This is a genomic window from Anabaena sp. CCY 0017, assembly GCF_963920885.1.
In the GTDB taxonomy this organism is placed as follows: domain Bacteria; phylum Cyanobacteriota; class Cyanobacteriia; order Cyanobacteriales; family Nostocaceae; genus Nodularia.
Window position 1 is genome coordinate 57,198 of the sequence record NZ_CAWUDG010000010.1, and the last position, 17,220, is coordinate 74,417.

Here is a 17,220-nt window from a genome sequence, read left to right on the forward strand (position 1 = left end):
AAGCTTCTAATTTACCGTCTGCAATATCATGCTCTAGCTGTTCATCCCAGCGTTAATAATCCAGATTGAAAAAGAAGATTTTTTTGCGGCGCGATGCTCCAGAGGAGCCAGTTCGCGATCATATCCAACTAGTAACATGACATTTTCAATTACCTGCCGCAGATAAGCTCTCGATAGTCGGGTAAAATGGGTTTTTTATACCGCTATGTTTGCCGTAAGAGGGTGTTTAAACTAACCTAAACAAACCTTCATAAAAGAAAATCTAAACATCGTCCTACATGATCATAGTAATCTAGATATTCTTCTTTAGTCACTTCCCAAGAAAGGCTCCCATCAGATCCAGGATGAGAAACACTATTAGAGTTTCTACGATCAAACAAGTTCCTTACTTTTATGCATATTTCGTGTTGGATGTCTTTTGATTGCAAAAACTTAACCACATTATTGACATCATAATTTTTTTTATTTGCTCCATCCTGCTTGATGCAAATAGCGTGAATTTCATTAACTAAATGATTAAGAGCCACTGAATAAGATGTACTTCTCTCATTTAAAATTCGTAGTCTAGTCTGTTCTAAGACATCAGGCATTTCTGACAACTTCTTCATTTGCATACAAGCGAGATTGTAATATCCAGGCTTATCACAATTAAGCTGTCCGCTAAAAAATACATCGATAATATTACTCATATGAGAATTTTGTTTAAGTTTTTGGATAAGCTCTTTGTCATTGAAATTAGTTTGACACAATAACTTAATAATCAAGTCAGCATCTCCAGTGGTAATAATGTTTTTATCCAAGCAAAATTTTCTAAATTCATTAATAGAGCTTTCATCTTTGAGCAGAATAATCAATATTTCAAGTGGTTGAATTTTCACTAAATTAAAATTAAAATTGGTAAAAATTAGTTTAATATTTCTTTTATTTTCTGGTTTGTTCAGAAGTTGTTCAACACTTTTATCAAAAAGCTCTTGAAAGATTTGTTCGTGTGTTGAATTACCTCGTATAAAATAATCCTCAACTCTAGATTTCTTGATTTTTCTTAGTTCTTTAAATATTTTGTCCAACTTGTCTTGTGGTGTTTCAACAATCACTTCGACTTCCTCTTCTTCTTCATTACTTTCTTGAATATCACTCAAGGATTCATCACTTGTGGATGTTTTGCGGATATTCTTGAGAAGTTCTTCTCTTTCTGCTTTTTTCGACAAACGATAGAGCCTGGTTTTTAAGTTAAGCTTAAGACCAAGTTCACCATACAATACTTCGGCAATTTGAGAAGCAATTGAATGAACAAATAACCCTTGATCTTTTTTATTTATATTATGTTTGAACATTATAGATATATAGATATCGTCTGTATATCTGATAATCTTGTGTGATTCGATAATATTTCTGTGTTTTATTATTATGTCATCTATAAATAAATCTCCAAAAACCAAATAAAGATATCCAATAAAACTAGAGATGATATTATTATCTGACTGAGGTATACCAGAGTTTCCATTTGAAATAAACTGGAACAGGAAAATTATTTGTTCTTTTGTAAAAACATCATAAGCTAATTTAGCCTGAATACTAGGTTTGACAAAACGGCTTAGAAGATGCATTAGCCTCGAAATTGATAATTCATTAAAGTAATTTTCAATATCAAGCTTGAGAACCACCTTATTTTCGGTTTCTAATTTAGTTTCTTCTTTTATTCTTAATTTGAATTCTTCGTGAAAGCTACGATAATAGATGTTCTTAGAGGTGAACTGAAGTTTTCCAGACTTGTAATTAAGTTTGCCACCGTAGAAGGATTCAATGCTTTCAACTTTTTTATAAGTTTCAATCAAAAATTCTTCTGAGAGTTTAAGTAAATAAAGTCCAACAGCATAGTATACTACTCTCATTGGGTAGGTAAAAAATTTGTAATCTCTTAGTCCAAGTCCTGGTTTAGGTATAACATACGAGAGTACAGAAAACTCTTTTTTTAAGCCATAAAAAAGACTGCTAGATATTTTTATGTTGAAGTAGTCTTGTGCAGCATGATTTAGACAATTTACATCAAGATTTTCATAGTAAAACATACTGAGAGTATTAAAATGCCGATTGCTTTTCTTCTGCTTAACCTGAAAGTTAAGAAGATCCAAAGCGTCTTGCCAAAGATCAAAATCTATGAAGTAGCCAAGTTGTGTTTTGCTGCTATTGGTCATCACTATCAGTTGGGCAAAAATAGTACCTTATCTAAAATACCCACTTTGCAATGCATTCTGTACTAACTGTACTGCTCGGCACAAATCAGCGATACTATTTTGGATCTACTACGCTCCTCTCTATCCCATCTAAAAAAATCAGAGCCAGACCATAATACTTGGTATTGACTCTGATTACTGTTTATGCAGTCAACTGTAGGCTAGCCCACAGTCAAATTAACGCGGACAATCATATCGTTGTAATCTTTGTCACTACCACGTTGCATATCCTCAAAGCCAAAGACGTTATTCCCTAACAAGGTTGCAAACTCAAAGAGTAGTAAATCAGGGTTATCAGGAGAGATGACAACGCCCTGGTGAGTTGGTCGCGGACTTGGCTACCTGTGCCAGGGAAATCTGTAAAATAGCCATCAATACCTAAATTGATGAATTGTATGTACTCCAGCGCTGGATCGCCGTTGTAGTCAGCAGCTAGAAAACGTTCCTCATTGCGGAAGGTATAAGGATGTACCAACAAGCCTGCGGTGTGGGCATCTTGTACCAGGGTTGTGGGTGCTGTGAGGGTTTTATCAGCATCGTTAACAACACCATCACCATTCACATCATCGGCTTGACCGTCGCCGTTAAGATCCACACCCTGCACCGAAATAATCATCCGTTTCCAAGGGCCAATACCAGAGGCGTAGGTGGCAATTTCTTGTAAACCTGCTGGTGTCCGTAAATCGGCGTAGGTGCGGGGGTCGCCACTAACTACAAAATCATAGGGCTGGGTTTCAATTAATGAACCATCCAGATTAATCCCACCAGCATTTAATAACTGAACTAGGGGAATAACAGTAAGTTTACTGAGTCTCTGGAGGTTAGCAACTTCAAAGGATTGGATGTAAATCCGGGATGGATCGGTGAAACCTGTTGCTTCTACAGTTGCTAACAAGGGTGCTTCCAGTGATAAACCCAGGTCATCATGGAAAGTTGGGTGCTTAGTTTCGGGGTAAATGCCGATTTTTTTGCCTGTATCAGCTTCTACTTGCTGAACTAACTCAATGATTTCCGCTAAAGTCGGAATTTCATAGAAACCGTTAAACACTTGGGGGCGGAAGTCTTGCTGCATCACAGCGCGTAGGGTTTTGATTTCCGCTAGGGTGAAGTCAGAGGCAAAGAAACCATCTTCAGCTACGCCATCGACGATTTTTGTGGTGAAGCGATCGCTAAATTCTGGACGTGAGGCAACATCAGTGGTAGCAATTAAATTAGGTTCGTGGCGGGCAATCAGTACCCCATCCTGCGTAGAAACTAGGTCAGGCTCGATAAAATCAGCACCTCTTTCAATGGCTAATTTATAAGCCTCCAAAGTATGCTCTGGCAGTTCACCACTCGCTCCCCGGTGTCCAATCACAATGGGGGGTTGACCATGGAGAGTATTTAAAGTAATTGTCGTTTGGTCGCCTTCTGTGGGGTCATTATATATTTGGTTTTCTAGGTTTGTATCTGTCAGCATTTTGGTTTTCAGTTAACGGCAAGATTAAGGTGTGGTAAAATTTTGGTTTCGACTTTTGCTAATTCGTACTTCTTAATGTAGTTTGGTTTTTCGCCGCTTAATTAAGTCTTCAAAACCCAAAGTATTGTTACCGAGTTATTTATTAATTTGGTATGTATAATGAATTACTTTTTAAGTTTGACGACACAGATTGAATTTACACCGCTAAGATTAAGGCATGGCTAGCATTAGCTTAAATTACGAAATATTTGCAGTTAAATAACTATCAACTTCCAGAAAATCAGATTTTGGTCTTTTCAAACATAAAAATCTATTTTTTTAAATGCCTCCATCCGTTAGAAGACACAAATAAAACTAACTTAGGTTGTAATTAATGATGCTGAGTTATCTTTCCTCTGGGCGATGTTTATTATGCTGCGATTTTGGACAGTTTATACATAGGTTCGCTTAAGGATGGAAAATAATGCGTACAATTAATATTGGTTTGACACAAGAGCAGCGCCAAGGTGTGATGAATCTGTTGAATCAAGATTTGGCAGATGCCTACGTTTTACTCGTCAAAACTAAAAAGTATCATTGGGATGTTGTCGGTCCTCAGTTCCGCAGTTTGCATGAACTTTGGGAAGAACATTATGAAAAGCTGACTGAAAATATTGATGCTTTAGCGGAACGGATTCGGGCTTTGGGCGGTTTTCCAGTGGGTACGATGGAGGGATTTCTCAAGATTGCTACTCTCAAAGAACATAGTGGAGATGTCCCCTTAGCAACAGGGATGGTAGCTAATCTGGGGGAAGATCACGAGCAGGTGATTCGGAATTTGCGGGATCATGTGGATCAATGCAGTGAAAAGTTCCATGACGAGGGAACTGCTGACTTTTTAACTGGACTGATGGAAGCCCATGAAGAGATGGCTTGGATGCTGCGCTCATTTATTGAAGGACAAGCCTTAGAACCTAGTGGTGTACAACCTGGATCAGAAACTAAAACCCCAGTGGGTGTATAGAACTAGGTAAATCAGGTGTGAAGTGAAGGAAGATTGATTTTTTGAACTTGGCAGATCAGAATCAATCTTCTTATACATCTGCAATTTTTTTATGACAAACATAAGTTTAAAGGAGTATTAAAGTGCCAGAACTTTATCAAGCTGAACGTACCATATCAGCGGTATTTAAAGAACAAAAGCAAATTGATCAGGTGATTCGACGTTTACTGGATAGGGGTGTGCCGAGGGATCATATTTCGATCATGGGCAAAGATTTTCAGTCAGAAACCCGAATTTCTGGTTTTATTACCAAGAAAGATGTGATTTTGGGCGGCTTGAGAACAGGAGCAATTTTTGGTTCCTTGTTTGGTTCGTTTCTCAGCTTGCTGACTGGTGTGGGTGTACTTTTCGTTCCCTTTGTTGGTCCTATCGTGGCAGCAGGCCCCATTGGTGCGTTGTTGTTAGGTGCGGCTAGTGGTGCGATCGCTGGTAGTGCTGGCGCTGGATTAGTCTCGGCCTTAACTGCTTGGGGAATGCCTGAAGATAAAGCTGCTGTTTATCAAACACGCTTACAAGCTGGTGAGTTTATCTTAATGGCAGAAGTACCAAGCGATCGCCTGGGAGAATTTCAATTACTGATCGAAGGTAGTGGTGGTGAAGAAATTCACACGACTGATAAAACTTTGACTCACCCTTGCTCTGGTCCTTGTAACAGTCTAGACGATTTGTCTCCTGAAGTTCGTTCTCATCTTTCTGAAGAAGCTCAACGTACATTCATGGATCGCTATAATGCCGTTTTAGATCAAACAAGTGATGAGTTCACAGCTGAACAAGCAGCTTGGGATGCCGTTCATCAGCAGTTCGATGAAGACGAAAACGGTGTTTGGTCAAAGGCTAAGGTCAATGTTTAAGCAGGTGTGGGTAGTCACTAGCCATTGATCAGGCTTTCAAGACCTGTCGAGTCAGCTCTCTAACCTTCCCAGAACAGGCATCTTGCCTGTTCCAAAATTTCTCTCCTAGTACGGCTAATAGTCAAGCTAATATTAGTTATTGCCTACACCAGGATGTATCCAATGATAGAGAGAGAAACTAAATCTTTAGTGATAATCTATCCCATAGATGATCTTCAAAAGATAAATATGAGTATCGAAAAAAGAGTAGAAGCTACGGCTAAAAATATTGAAGGCAAGGTACAAGAAGCTGTGGGTGAAGTCACTGGCAACCCAGAGGATAAGAACGAAGGACAAGCCAAGCAAGCTGAATCCCAAGTTCTTCACACTATAGAAAATATCAAAGATGAAGTCAAAAAAATCATAGACTAGTTCGATGTTTCTAGTCCATAGATTTGATTTAATCTATAGAATTATCTAAATATTGGTCAAAAACTCCACTTTTGGTAAAACAGTGGAGTTTTTAACGTTTGCTCCTAATAACTTGGCTCTCACCATAAATGTCCTTGCTCTCTTACTAATGACTGGTACGATCAGTTAGCAAACCCCATAAAAATATGGCAATAATTGCACCAATGATTGCGACAATTAGACCAGGAATGCTGAGAGTTGCCGCAGTTATTTGTAATGTTCCTGTTTCTAGGAGAGTAACAATAGTTCCCCCAATTAAAGCCCCGACAATACCTAATAGCATGGTTGCAATGATTCCGCCGCCATGACGACCAGGATAAATAGCTTTAGCAATAGCTCCGGCAATTAAACCCAGAATTATCCAAGCAATAAGGTTCATAGTTTCAATGATTAAAAGGTTTATCAATAATTTATTAATTCCTATCTAGTTTTCCTTCTACCAGAAGAGATAGCTATTATTTTCAGGTTTTAAATTTCCAATGGTATAGAAAATTGCCGAGTAGAAACCATGTAGGGGCGGGTTTACAGATATGCTGAATTACTAAGAATAAGTTTTATCAACCCGCCCTTACATCAAGGTTTTCAGATATGCTGAATTACTAAGAATAATTTTAATAAACCCGCCCTGACACCAAGGTTTTCAGGAATCAACAATGTCCTAACTTCCTTGGCAGTTGCTATATAATATCCTTCTTTGATTGGAGGTGAATATGGCAGAAGATTCAGGCAAAACTTTGAAAATTGCTCAACAGGCATTTGACCATTTTACCCACGGTTTAGCAACTGGAGAGTGGGAGGCATTTCTAGCTATGCTTACAGAAGATTTTACCTTTTGGTTTCCAATGGGCAAATTTCACGGGTTACATCAGGGTAAGGACAGCGCTAGAGAGTTTTTTCAATATGTCTCTGAATCATTTAATTCAGGAATTCAGTTAACTTCTCTAGACCGTGTTACCAGTAATGAGACAACTGTTGTTTTTGAGTTTCGTGATGAGGGACTGTTATTAAATCAGCCTTACAAAAATCGGGTAGCAGTTTCTTTTGATGTGCGTGGAGAGCAAATTTCTGGCTATCGTGAATATTTTGGTAGTGATGGTAAATCTTATTAGCTGCTCAAGACGCGATAAATCGCGTCTCTACAATTGACATCTGGGTTGATGTCTTAAATTGGCACTGATGCTTCCTGCTTTCTGCTAAAGACGCAATTTATCGCGTCTCTACTCACTTCCTTCTTGCAAACGTCTTTGCCATTCGGCATCAATTTGTGCAGAACGCTCAATTTCTTGGTCGATTAAGTCGGTTTCGCTGGAATATACTAAATCTTCACTGCCGATGACTTTTTCTGTGGCAAACTGCTGTGCATAGTCAATTTTTTGCAGTAAAGCGTTATCTGGGTTGGTTAATAGTCTAGATCGGGACAGGCGATCGCGGTTACGTGCAGCAATCTTTTTATTCCGCCATTGAATCCAAAAGTAACGCACTAACGGTACACCTAAGAAACCTGCGCCGTAACCCAACAACAGCCAATAAATCCCTTCAACAAAAGCGACTAATCCGCCTAATTGGGCAGCTGCTGTACCATCGGCTATCAAGCCTCCCAATATTAAAGCTGCTACAAAGTTGAGTACACCCAAACCAGCCGACAGCATAATCTGTCCTGAACTCGCCGCACTAAAACGCCAAGGATATTCTTCTAGGTGTGTTGGGACTGACTGGTGACGCGTCTTAGTGGCTTTGACTTGCAACTCTGGGAAATAATAGACAATCTGCCCTTCGGGACTTACCTCTGGTTGCCCATTAAATCGAATCAGCACCGGCAGCATATAATCTTCGTAGTCTTGTGTATAACTTTCTCCAAGATTATCCAGATAGGGCGCAATTTGTTCTGCTACTACCGCACCCTGATGATTCCGAATTACAGCCGCAATTTCTTGCCATCGGCGTTCTTCTAAATTGGCATTAGGATTACCATCACCAAACAAAAACGAAAATACAGCCTCAAAGAAATTCATATTGCTTTCTTGGCTGGTTTGTTGGTGTCTTTGGTATTGCCTTTGTTGTTGGCGATCGCGATAGTTAGGGCTAAAATACCAAAATAAATCTGGGAATGGGAAAAAGAATAACCCCCCACCTCTAGAACTGCTACCCCTACTGTCGCCGTCCCGATCTGAGTTGGAGGCAGTAACAATGATAAAGATAGTAACAGTGATGAGGACAATAGAAAGAATTAAGAAAATAGCAAAAGAAATCCGAATCAGGTAAAAAAGGACTTCCCAGACCTTTTTCCACCATTCCCGCAACCGGATCTGAAAGTATTTATTCCGTAAAACATCGCGGAAATTTCGCGGAAATTGGTAAACAATATCACCTGTTTCCGCTACTTGTAAATGTCCGCCAGCATCAGAAGCTAAAGCTAATAACCCTTGTCCAGCCTCGGCGAGATTCAAGCCAGCCTGACTTGACACATCACCAACAGTTACTCGGTAGCCCAGTTTCTCTACAGCTTGCATGATGGTGGGATTGGGAGTCACTACTCTTCCCTCCTGTTAAAATTTAGTTTAATCTTTCTTAAGTATAAAGTTTTATTTTAGCTGGCGACTGGGGGGAAGAGGCAGGGGAGCAGGGAGCAGGGGGGAGAAGACAGTAACTTCCCAATGACTAATGACTAATGACCAATGACTAATCGCTGTAGCTTTTGCCTCCCACGTCCTTAATGTTATAATTATCCCGCTTGGCTTGGTTAATCAGCAATTTTTCAGTTTTAAATATGGTTCATTATACTCTCGCTCAAAGCCCAGAAATTCTGCTCACTGTTTCTGGAAAAGATTCAGCCAAAGCCCGTGAGAAAGCTATGGATCAGCTGATGGAATTGATGGATGCTGGGAAGCTTCCCACAGAACTGGAAGAGGGATTTGGCCCTCAACAATTAATTGAAGTGAAGGAAGCGGCTAATGATTCTGCTAGTGGTGAGGACAGCATTACACAAGCTGTTCAGATTTTGAATAATCTCGCCACACTCAAGCTGAAGGTGCAGGAATCACGCGCTGATGCCCTAGAAATTCGTAAAGCTGTGGATGTTCTGTTTTCAGATAATTCAGTGAGTGAAGAGGAAATTGCTCGTCTTAAGGAAGGTTTTAAAGTCTTAAAAAACTTCGCTCAGGCTAATTTGCGTTATCAGGAAGCACGATCTAAAGCCGAACACGCACGGGAAGTTTTGGATCAAGCTTTGAAATCTCCTGAAAATTGACAATCTCTTTGCCTAAAGGCGATCGCATCAGCGTCTCGCTAGATAGGCTTTTATCTTCACGCATCCCCTGTTACACAGCCGAATGAGGATAAACACAAAAAAGAAGGAGCAGATTGCTCTACTCCTTAATATGCTGGGGCGCTAGGATTCGAACCTAGGGATGGCGGGACCAAAACCCGCTGCCTTACCACTTGGCTACGCCCCATCGATTGACTTGAATCACTATAGCATCTTATCCCGGTATAATGTCAAGTACCTTGAGCAGATATTTGGTAAAAATAATTTAAATGCTGATTTGCATCTGTTGTTTGTGGCTGGAAACTCGCTTTCGGCGAACTTCTCTGTATATCGGCGACAAAAAAGAGGGAAGAATTTTTTCTTCCCTCTGTCCATAGTTTTTTTTGTTATTTGGTTTGTCAGCTTGTTTTAGCTTTTGGCGTAACATCTGTCTTTGTTTTTTGAGTTGCCGCTTTCTGGCGGAACCGCCTCTGCCTTTATCGTTTCTCCCTTCTCTACGAGGAGATTCCCATCTTTTAAGTTGCATGGTTTTAGTTTTTTAGGTAGATAAGTAATATATATGTCAAATGTAACATATATTTTTAAGACTGTTTTAAGTGGGCAGGAGGAGAATCGAACTCCTATGACCGCAAGGCCGCCACATTTTGAGTGTGGTGCGTCTACCAATTTCGCCACCCGCCCTTGGGTGTGACTTTAACATTATAGCCTATTTAATGAAATTGCAACCAGTAAATAAAAAAATTTTGTTGATCTCTTGGAATCTTGCAAGGCGAAGGAATGCGGATTTAATAAAATATAGAACCTCACCCCCAGCCCCTCTCCTTACTAAGGAGAGGGGAGAGTTCAATTAATTATTGCGGTGGGTTTGGTGTTCCGCCGTAATGCAAGCTACTGGAGGAGCAAGGGCAAAGCTACCAATTGCGCCACCTACCTTGAGAGGTAGTTTCATTCTTAGACTTCAGCAGCTCACCTTGCAGTAAAGATTGATATTCTGTGCTGCTAGACCAACGGTCAATTTCTCTAGCGCGTAGGACTGGGACTGGATGACTTAATTGGGATGTGCGAGCTTCCTTGACCATTTCACCCAGTTCGGTTTTACTAATATCATCGTAAGCACGAGCTTGGTCAACAAAGGCATCTAAGTTTAGTTGGGGCGCAAGGATAGGTGAACCACCGGCTAACTTCATTAATACCGACATCACAACTTTGGGGTCTTGGGTGGCTAGCAATGCGGCGCGATCGCAGGTAAACTCAGCACAACGTACCCATTCTAATAATTGTGACTGTATGGCTTGAGCCAGAAATGTCCCAACGTTGGGTACAATTGAGGCTGCTAACACCAATATATTTACAGGTGTTAAATAAACGCTGTGGTCACATTTCAGATGCCCTAACTCATGGGCAATTACAGCTTGTATTTCCTGTGGTGTGAGCATATCCACCAAGGAAGTGTGCATGACAATAAAAGGTTGCTTACCCCGCATAGCAAAGGTATAGGCATTAGGAGCCGGATGTTGGCGGATATATAACTGGGGAGGCTCTATATCCAGGATTTTGCAAGCTTCTAACAATAAGTTGTATAAGTCAGGCAGTTGTTTTTCACCAACAAGCACACTGGCGGCAATATTTTCTACATAAAAAACCTGTTCTGCCATTGGACCGAGCCAATTTCGCACCATCATATCCAGACCTGGGATCTGCTTTAGAGATGTGGTGGCTTGTAGGTCTAATGGATGACGAAAGGAGTCAGCTTTTAAACCGATGAGCGGAGTTTTAAACAAGGACATGATATAGCAAGCTGGAAAAACAAAATATCAACAGCCTCCCTTGTTTAGTATAACGAGTGTTTCCTTAGTGCTGAGTAGGGGCGGGTTTACAGATATCACTCCACATTAACGAGAATATTACTGAACCCGCCCCTACATCCAGTCCTCTAGTTAAGTCGAAATCGATGCTGGAGGAATACTGCTATTAGAAGCTAATTCTGTATCTGCCGGCACATCGCCAACGCGTAGAATTTTCGCTCCTAGTTGCTGTAGTTTCAGATCAATTCGATCATAGCCACGATCAAGATGGTGTAATCCCTGAAATGTAGTTTGTCCTTCAGCTGCTAGTCCTGCTAAAACTAAGGATGCTGATGCCCTTAAATCTGTACCTATGACTGGTGCGCCAGATAACATTGGCACTCCCCGGACAAAGGCAGCATTGCCTTTAACCCGAATGTCTGCTCCCAAGCGATTCAACTCAGAGGCATGACGCAGGCGATTTTCAAAGACGGATTCGTTGATTAAGCTGTCACCATCTGCCACACTCAATAAAGCCATAAATGGGGCTTGCATATCTGTGGGAAAACCCGGATGAGGTAAGGTTTCAATATCCCTAGCTCTGAGAGTTTCTGCTGGCAGGATACGTAAGCAGTCTGGCGCATCTTCAATGATGGTTAAACCAATTTCTCGCAGTTTAGCAATGACTGGAATTAAATGGTTTGGTAACACTGGCGACAGACTAATTTCAGAACGAGTGATGGCTCCAGCAACTAAGAAGGTTCCCGCCTCAATGCGGTCAGGAATAATGCTGTAGTCAAGAGAGTGTAACTTGGGTACACCCAAGATTCTAATTTGACTGCTGCCTGCTCCTTGAATCTTGGCTCCCATCGCGTTACAGAAATTCGCCAGATCGACTACTTCTGGCTCCCGTGCAGCGTTTTCAAGAATGGTTTCGCCATCTGCGAGAGTGGCGGCCATCATTAAAGTTTCCGTTGCTCCTACGCTGGGGCTATCTAGGTAGATTTTGGCTCCTTGTAGTCTGCCACTACTACCTGGAACATAAGCATTACAAATGCCATGTTCAATCTGCACCTCAGCGCCCATTGCTTGCAGTCCACGGACGTGCAAATCAACTGGTCTGGCTCCAATGGCACAACCACCTGGTAATGGCATTTGTGCGGTTCCTAGACGGGCGAGAATTGCCCCAATGGCAAAAAAACTGGCTCTTAGTTGGGTAACTAGTTCGTAGGGAGCTTTTGATGTGGTAATTTCGCTGGCGTTGATATCTAAAATGTCGCCTTGTCTGGTGAGGCGAACACCTAACGCTAACAAAACCTGACTCATTCGCTCTACGTCTGCCAATAAGGGGACGTTGCGGATGCGACAATCACCTGAACACAGCAAGGAGCCAGCCATGATTACCAGTGCTGAATTTTTAGCACCGCTAATTTTTACATGACCTCGCAAAGGATGCCCACCCCATATTTGCAAGACTGAGGAGTCTGCTTCCGGAGAAAGCTTGGCATCTGGTAAGCTGCTAGAAGGATTAATAAGCCTACCTCCAAAAAAAATAGGTAATTTTATAGGTTAGAAGTTGGTTTTGATTCTACAGTAAAGAGTTGGTTAGTCTACATTTTGTCTGACATCTTGTATAAATAATTTGGGTTTTAGATAGTAATTAAAGTCTGTAACCAAGCTTCCGCAAGGCTTATGGAGATTCTAAATTTTTATCTGGATAGGAAGATAAGAAAGATAACAGAATTATTTCACGAACGCACTTGACAAAAATCAATATTTAGGTAATAGTAAGAAATTGTCGATCAATATCGATACGAGCGGAACTGGCGGAATGGCAGACGCGCTAGATTCAGGTTCTAGTGCCGCAAGGCTTCCGGGTTCAAGTCCCGGGTTCCGCATATTAATTTGGGTTTCATCCCGAATCTTTAACCCCTAATTGTGTTAACAAGTCTACAAAACTCTTTAGTTAAACAAATCCGCAAGCTGCACTCTACCAAGGAGCGTCACAAGCAGCAATTATGTTTACTGGAAGGCACACACCTTCTGCAAGAAGCCTGTGTGATGAATTATCCTCTGGTGACAGTGTGTTGCACCCCAGAATGGCAAACAGCTCACCCAGAACTCTGGGAAGAGGCTTGTAGCCACAGTGAAAGGGTGGAAATCGTTAGTCAAGAAATTTTAGCAGCGATCGCCACCACAGTTCAACCAGATGGTGTAGTTGCTACAGCCCAAAGGTTGATTCATCAAACTCAAGTCCCTTTTACTGGTTTAGTCTTAGCTTTGGAAACTATCCAAGATCCTGGTAATTTAGGGACGATAATTCGCACGGCTGCGGCTACGGGTGCAACAGGGTTGTGGCTGAGTGACGATAGTGTAGATGTAGACAGTCCCAAAGTTTTACGAGCTTCTGCGGGTCAATGGTTTCGCGTCGCTACAGCCGTGAGTGCTGATTTGCAAGGGACAGTAAAACAAAGTCAGCAAGCGGGAATGCAAGTAGTAGCAACTTTACCCACGGCAAATTTAACTTACTGGGATGTAGACTGGCGAAAACCGAGTTTAATTTTACTGGGTAATGAAGGGGCGGGTTTGTCGCCAGATTTAGCTAGCATGGCAGATAAGCAGGTGAAAATACCTCTGAGTCCAGGAGTAGAATCTTTGAATGTGGCGATCGCAGCTGCTTTAATGATGTATGAAGCTCAAAGGCAAAAAATTCGTAGTTCGTAATTAGTAATTCGTAATGCTCCCTTTGGGAGAGCTACGCTAACGTAATTCGTAGTTCGTAGTTAATTCTATTTATTGTGTTTTTTGTCAAGATATGCTTCAATATCAGCAACAGCATCCTCCAACTCTGCTAAATCAATATCGATTAAATCTTCAATGAGTTCCCCTTCATCTCTACTGCTACGAGCAAGTTTTGGTTTCGCTTCATCTTCAGCCAAATTTTCTGGCAAGATATCCTCTAAATGCTCTAGGGATTTCTGAAACTCTTGGTCTGCGGAGTGGCGCTGTTTGTGCTGATTTTGCTCCATAATGATAATTATTGTGTAAAAATCCTGAATTAGTAGCGTAATTTTGATGGCTATTTCTATAAATGCAAATTTTGTATCATATATAACTTTAAATTTGTGTTTAGGTGCAAAAAGCCAATAACACTGTATCAACTCTATACAATGAACCGAGGAACCGCAACGTGAGGCAATTTTTGGAGTCAGGTAATCTGTTGAAAAGAGGGCTTTAGATTCTCGGTGCGTTATGGACTTTAGTCCTAACGCACCCTACCCAAATCAAGGGTTTTAGACTTGTGTGTACACTGTAGGCTACAACGAGGGGAACCCGCGCAACGCAGTGGCTCCTCCTCGCAGGAGAAAGATTTAGTATTTAGACTCGTCAATCTTTAGATGCGTTTGCTTTGACAGTACTTGCAAGCCAAAATGGAACGCCAATCCCCACAAATTGAGCCACAATCATGCTGATATTTGCTTGTACAACAAAAATATCAATAGGCTCAATCAATTGCCCTGTGCGATAGACAGCAGCGCCTTGTGGAACTGATAATGTTTTGAGAAGCAATGCTCCAGTAATTGTTTCGATACCGACTAAAGTCAATAACATTGCTGCCAAGTTGACTGAAACTCCTAGTTGCAAAACTTGAATTATTTCCTTGCGGCTAGGATATAAAGCTGGTTCTTGGGCTGACAATTGTTGCCCAAGATGAACGTAGCGAAAAAACCAGTAAATGCTGAAACCTAAAGCGGCAATTCCCCCAATCACGGACAGCAAACCGATCCCTGATTTGAGATTGAGGTTGAGATTCGGATCAAGAATCGCGAACCCTAAAATGAGTCCAGAAACAATGGTTAAAACCAATTGTATCCAAAACCCACTCCACCCCAATGATCGTAGTAAACTAGCAGCTTGCTGCCTCTCTGAAGGATGAGATTTTGATTCTAGGTGGCTAGACATAATGGATTGCTCTCTAAATCTTTGCTGTCAAACTATGAGGTACACTCGACAAATGCATACCAACTGCTTGTCCTGCTGTGTGTGGTATTGATTGATGGTTATTGTCTTCTACCTTAATTTGGAGTGCTGCCATATCTACGAGGGCTTGCTGATAGAATCCCATAATTTCAGCCTTATGGTACGATACTCAATTTCCCAATTAAGGAAGTAACCAAAAAAGACTCGTATAAAAAGCAAGTCCTACAAGTTTTATTAATACTTGCGATGCCTCAACATAAATTATAAGCACACTTAACAGTAAGCACTCTCTATCAGAAATTCATAACTCAAAGGTTAGAACTTAAAATTTCTGTCTAATATGTCTTAATACGATTTTATTCAGAATTTTTCGGGATATCTACCCAAAAGACGGTAAATATATGGAAAGATTTCGTATATACCTAAATATAGATATGATCTAGAAAATTTCTAGGCAAGCGGCCATAACCCCGGTTTATTCTCATGTTTTCTGAGAATTAGAATACTTACTTTGTGCTTACTTGAAGCTTTAGGTAATCAATAAATTCCAGAATTTCTGTATCAGTAAGTTGTAGGCGCGATCGCTTGCCATCTGTTGGCTGCAAATATAGCGGTTATCGGTCTTCGGAAGTACAGTCGCAGCAGTGATTCAGAAGGCAGAAGTACGAGGGCAGAGGGCAGAAGGAACCCACTCTTAAAAGAGTGGGATTGAAGCAAGGACGCTGTTTTTCCTCGCGCTGTGCGTCTCGTAAAACATCTTCTTTTAAACTGGGCTTTAAACCCAAATTTTCGGTAAATTCTCTGTCGTCACTTCTGCGAATGCCGCATCTAATGACGTAAATCAGAAAATTTCTTGCTCCAGGCGCTCTTTGAGAGAAGTGGTAAACTCGCCCCTACACGCTTATTAATTAGTTGTGGAAATATTATGAGCATTTTGAAGCCGTTTTCTAATTACCATTAGTTGCTCTTGGTTACTAATTGGGCTTCGTGGCGCTGGTAATTCAGTATTAGGCCAATCGGGTAAATCATTGCAAGGACATAATAAGGCAGGCATACCAAGGCTTCGCATGGGGACTGGCATTTCACAACGGCCACAAGCCGAGACTTCCCAAGCTGGTGTTAGTAGTTCGCGAATGGTTTCATCAGTACCCTCCAGGTAACAGTCGCCTGTGGTCTGGGAGAGAATTGTTTGCCAACATTCTTCAAATTCTTGACTGTAGCGATCGCCTTTCAGAACTGGTGTGGGCAAAAAGGTTGCCTTACCATTGCCAACTACGACTTTCTTACCCAACTGAAACCAGTAGGCAAGATACTCTTTAACTTCTTGTTTGGTTGCCATATCGAAATTGTAAAGTTTTTACCGGATATTTTTCAGTTGGAATACTTAATTTTAAATTAAATTTTGATAACTTGCTATAGCGGTTTTCATCAGAGTGAGAACAATGTTGCTCGCTCAAAGCATTGATGTATGTAGGGGCGGGTTTATTAAAACTATTATTAGTAATTGAGCATATCTGTAAACCCGCCCCTACAGGCTTTATACTCAGCACTCTCTTGTACAGACGCGATAAATCGCGTCTCTCCTCAGCACTCAGCACTTTGCTGTAATGGTGTCCCCAAAACGCTGAGATTGAGGACATGACCGCCAGTGACTAAATAAACAGGTTCACAAATTGCCCCTAACTGGCGGATGAGAGAACCCAAGCGATCGCGGAACTGGCGACCTAGAGGATAAGCTGGTATTACGCCCCAACCAGTTTCTTCGGCCACAAATACCAGATCAGCCGCTACCAGTTCTACAGTTTCTAATAACTCTGCCAGAGTATTTTTCCAGGTATCCTCATCCTGTTCTAAAAGATTAGCCACCCAAGTCCCCAAAGAGTCAACCAAAAGGCAGGTATTGGGCTTGGCATCAGCCAAAGTAGCAGATAATTCCACAGGGACTAAAAGTGTAGACCAATCAGAGGGACGACGTTGTTGATGTTTTTGAATGCGCTTTTGCCATTCGGCATCCTCTGGGTTTTCAGTCGCTGTTGCCACATAAACCACAATTTTTTCTGACTGCATTGCCAGAGTTTCTGCCCATTCACTTTTACCAGACCTGGAGGGGCCTGTAACTAAGATGACTTTGCCCAAAGCTGCACCCTTCTATAA

The 17,220-nt window shown here is 41.3% G+C and carries 17 protein-coding genes, 3 tRNA genes and 1 pseudogene; 7 read left to right on the forward strand and 14 right to left on the reverse strand.

Annotated features, from left to right (window positions below; translation table 11 throughout):
* Window positions 1-248 precede the first annotated feature (248 nt).
* Together ACM0OW_RS13940 and ACM0OW_RS13945 are read right to left on the reverse strand one after the other, a co-directional pair.
* Complete coding sequence (locus ACM0OW_RS13940; RefSeq protein WP_414550706.1) at window positions 249-2,195, reverse strand: AbiA family abortive infection protein; 1,947 nt, start codon at window positions 2,193-2,195, stop codon at window positions 249-251.
* Window positions 2,196-2,395: 200 nt separating this feature from the next.
* Window positions 2,396-3,627: pseudogene (locus ACM0OW_RS13945) on the reverse strand (glycerophosphodiester phosphodiesterase family protein); the annotation flags it as partial.
* A 529-nt stretch (window positions 3,628-4,156) separates the two neighbouring features.
* On the opposite strand from ACM0OW_RS13945, the gene ACM0OW_RS13950 reads away from it, so the two are divergent.
* The 3 genes from ACM0OW_RS13950 (at window position 4,157) to ACM0OW_RS13960 (ending at window position 5,997) form a co-directional block, all read left to right on the forward strand.
* A complete protein-coding gene (locus ACM0OW_RS13950) occupies window positions 4,157-4,696 on the forward strand; it encodes a Dps family protein (RefSeq protein ID WP_414550707.1) in 540 nt (179 codons plus the stop codon).
* A 122-nt stretch (window positions 4,697-4,818) separates the two neighbouring features.
* Window positions 4,819-5,586 carry a ChaB family protein gene (locus tag ACM0OW_RS13955; protein WP_414550708.1) on the forward strand — a complete coding sequence of 256 codons (768 nt, stop codon included), beginning with the start codon at window positions 4,819-4,821 and terminating at the stop codon, window positions 5,584-5,586.
* A 228-nt stretch (window positions 5,587-5,814) separates the two neighbouring features.
* A complete protein-coding gene (locus ACM0OW_RS13960; RefSeq protein ID WP_414550709.1) occupies window positions 5,815-5,997 on the forward strand; it encodes a CsbD family protein in 183 nt (60 codons plus the stop codon).
* 145 nt (window positions 5,998-6,142) lie between these two features.
* Here ACM0OW_RS13960 and ACM0OW_RS13965 read toward each other — a convergent pair whose 3' ends face one another.
* Window positions 6,143-6,415, reverse strand: coding sequence for a GlsB/YeaQ/YmgE family stress response membrane protein (locus ACM0OW_RS13965; RefSeq protein WP_414550710.1), 273 nt, complete (start codon window positions 6,413-6,415; stop codon window positions 6,143-6,145).
* A 331-nt stretch (window positions 6,416-6,746) separates the two neighbouring features.
* On the opposite strand from ACM0OW_RS13965, the gene ACM0OW_RS13970 reads away from it, so the two are divergent.
* Entirely contained in the window at window positions 6,747-7,145 is a 399-nt protein-coding gene (locus ACM0OW_RS13970) for a nuclear transport factor 2 family protein (protein WP_414550711.1), read from the forward strand.
* A 108-nt stretch (window positions 7,146-7,253) separates the two neighbouring features.
* Here the strand turns inward: ACM0OW_RS13970 and ACM0OW_RS13975 are convergent, their stop codons facing one another.
* On the reverse strand, window positions 7,254-8,567 hold the full coding sequence (locus ACM0OW_RS13975) for a hypothetical protein (RefSeq protein WP_414550712.1): 1,314 nt from the start codon (window positions 8,565-8,567) through the stop codon (window positions 7,254-7,256).
* A gap of 236 nt (window positions 8,568-8,803) precedes the next feature.
* On the opposite strand from ACM0OW_RS13975, the gene ACM0OW_RS13980 reads away from it, so the two are divergent.
* Window positions 8,804-9,283 carry a hypothetical protein gene (locus ACM0OW_RS13980; protein WP_414550713.1) on the forward strand — a complete coding sequence of 160 codons (480 nt, stop codon included), beginning with the start codon at window positions 8,804-8,806 and terminating at the stop codon, window positions 9,281-9,283.
* A 133-nt stretch (window positions 9,284-9,416) separates the two neighbouring features.
* On the opposite strand, the gene ACM0OW_RS13985 is transcribed toward ACM0OW_RS13980, so the two are convergent.
* From ACM0OW_RS13985 to murA, 5 genes are all read right to left on the reverse strand, one after another.
* Window positions 9,417-9,488: transfer RNA gene (locus ACM0OW_RS13985), tRNA-Gln, on the reverse strand.
* 78 nt (window positions 9,489-9,566) lie between these two features.
* Window positions 9,567-9,827 (reverse strand): hypothetical protein, encoded by a 261-nt coding sequence (locus ACM0OW_RS13990; RefSeq protein WP_414550714.1) that lies wholly within the window; start codon window positions 9,825-9,827, stop codon window positions 9,567-9,569.
* Between the two features lie 71 nt (window positions 9,828-9,898).
* A tRNA-Leu gene (locus tag ACM0OW_RS13995) sits at window positions 9,899-9,982 on the reverse strand.
* 230 nt (window positions 9,983-10,212) lie between these two features.
* Window positions 10,213-11,088 carry a M48 family metallopeptidase gene (locus ACM0OW_RS14000; RefSeq protein ID WP_414550715.1) on the reverse strand — a complete coding sequence of 292 codons (876 nt, stop codon included), beginning with the start codon at window positions 11,086-11,088 and terminating at the stop codon, window positions 10,213-10,215.
* Between the two features lie 150 nt (window positions 11,089-11,238).
* Window positions 11,239-12,618, reverse strand: coding sequence for a UDP-N-acetylglucosamine 1-carboxyvinyltransferase (gene murA, locus ACM0OW_RS14005; protein WP_414550807.1), 1,380 nt, complete (start codon window positions 12,616-12,618; stop codon window positions 11,239-11,241).
* A gap of 284 nt (window positions 12,619-12,902) precedes the next feature.
* Between murA and ACM0OW_RS14010 the strand changes: the two genes are divergently transcribed.
* Together ACM0OW_RS14010 and ACM0OW_RS14015 are read left to right on the forward strand one after the other, a co-directional pair.
* Window positions 12,903-12,983 (forward strand) — tRNA-Leu (locus tag ACM0OW_RS14010).
* 40 nt (window positions 12,984-13,023) lie between these two features.
* On the forward strand, window positions 13,024-13,809 hold the full coding sequence (locus tag ACM0OW_RS14015) for a TrmH family RNA methyltransferase (RefSeq protein WP_414550716.1): 786 nt from the start codon (window positions 13,024-13,026) through the stop codon (window positions 13,807-13,809).
* Window positions 13,810-13,874: 65 nt separating this feature from the next.
* Here ACM0OW_RS14015 and ACM0OW_RS14020 read toward each other — a convergent pair whose 3' ends face one another.
* From ACM0OW_RS14020 to cobU, 5 genes are all read right to left on the reverse strand, one after another.
* On the reverse strand, window positions 13,875-14,114 hold the full coding sequence (locus tag ACM0OW_RS14020) for a hypothetical protein (protein WP_414550717.1): 240 nt from the start codon (window positions 14,112-14,114) through the stop codon (window positions 13,875-13,877).
* A gap of 358 nt (window positions 14,115-14,472) precedes the next feature.
* Complete coding sequence (locus ACM0OW_RS14025) at window positions 14,473-15,048, reverse strand: DUF3611 family protein (RefSeq protein ID WP_414550718.1); 576 nt, start codon at window positions 15,046-15,048, stop codon at window positions 14,473-14,475.
* Between the two features lie 13 nt (window positions 15,049-15,061).
* On the reverse strand, window positions 15,062-15,211 hold the full coding sequence (locus tag ACM0OW_RS14030) for a hypothetical protein (protein WP_414550719.1): 150 nt from the start codon (window positions 15,209-15,211) through the stop codon (window positions 15,062-15,064).
* A 759-nt stretch (window positions 15,212-15,970) separates the two neighbouring features.
* Window positions 15,971-16,405 carry a hypothetical protein gene (locus tag ACM0OW_RS14035; protein ID WP_414550720.1) on the reverse strand — a complete coding sequence of 145 codons (435 nt, stop codon included), beginning with the start codon at window positions 16,403-16,405 and terminating at the stop codon, window positions 15,971-15,973.
* A gap of 245 nt (window positions 16,406-16,650) precedes the next feature.
* Window positions 16,651-17,202, reverse strand: coding sequence for a bifunctional adenosylcobinamide kinase/adenosylcobinamide-phosphate guanylyltransferase (cobU, locus tag ACM0OW_RS14040; protein ID WP_414550721.1), 552 nt, complete (start codon window positions 17,200-17,202; stop codon window positions 16,651-16,653).
* Window positions 17,203-17,220 lie beyond the last annotated feature (18 nt).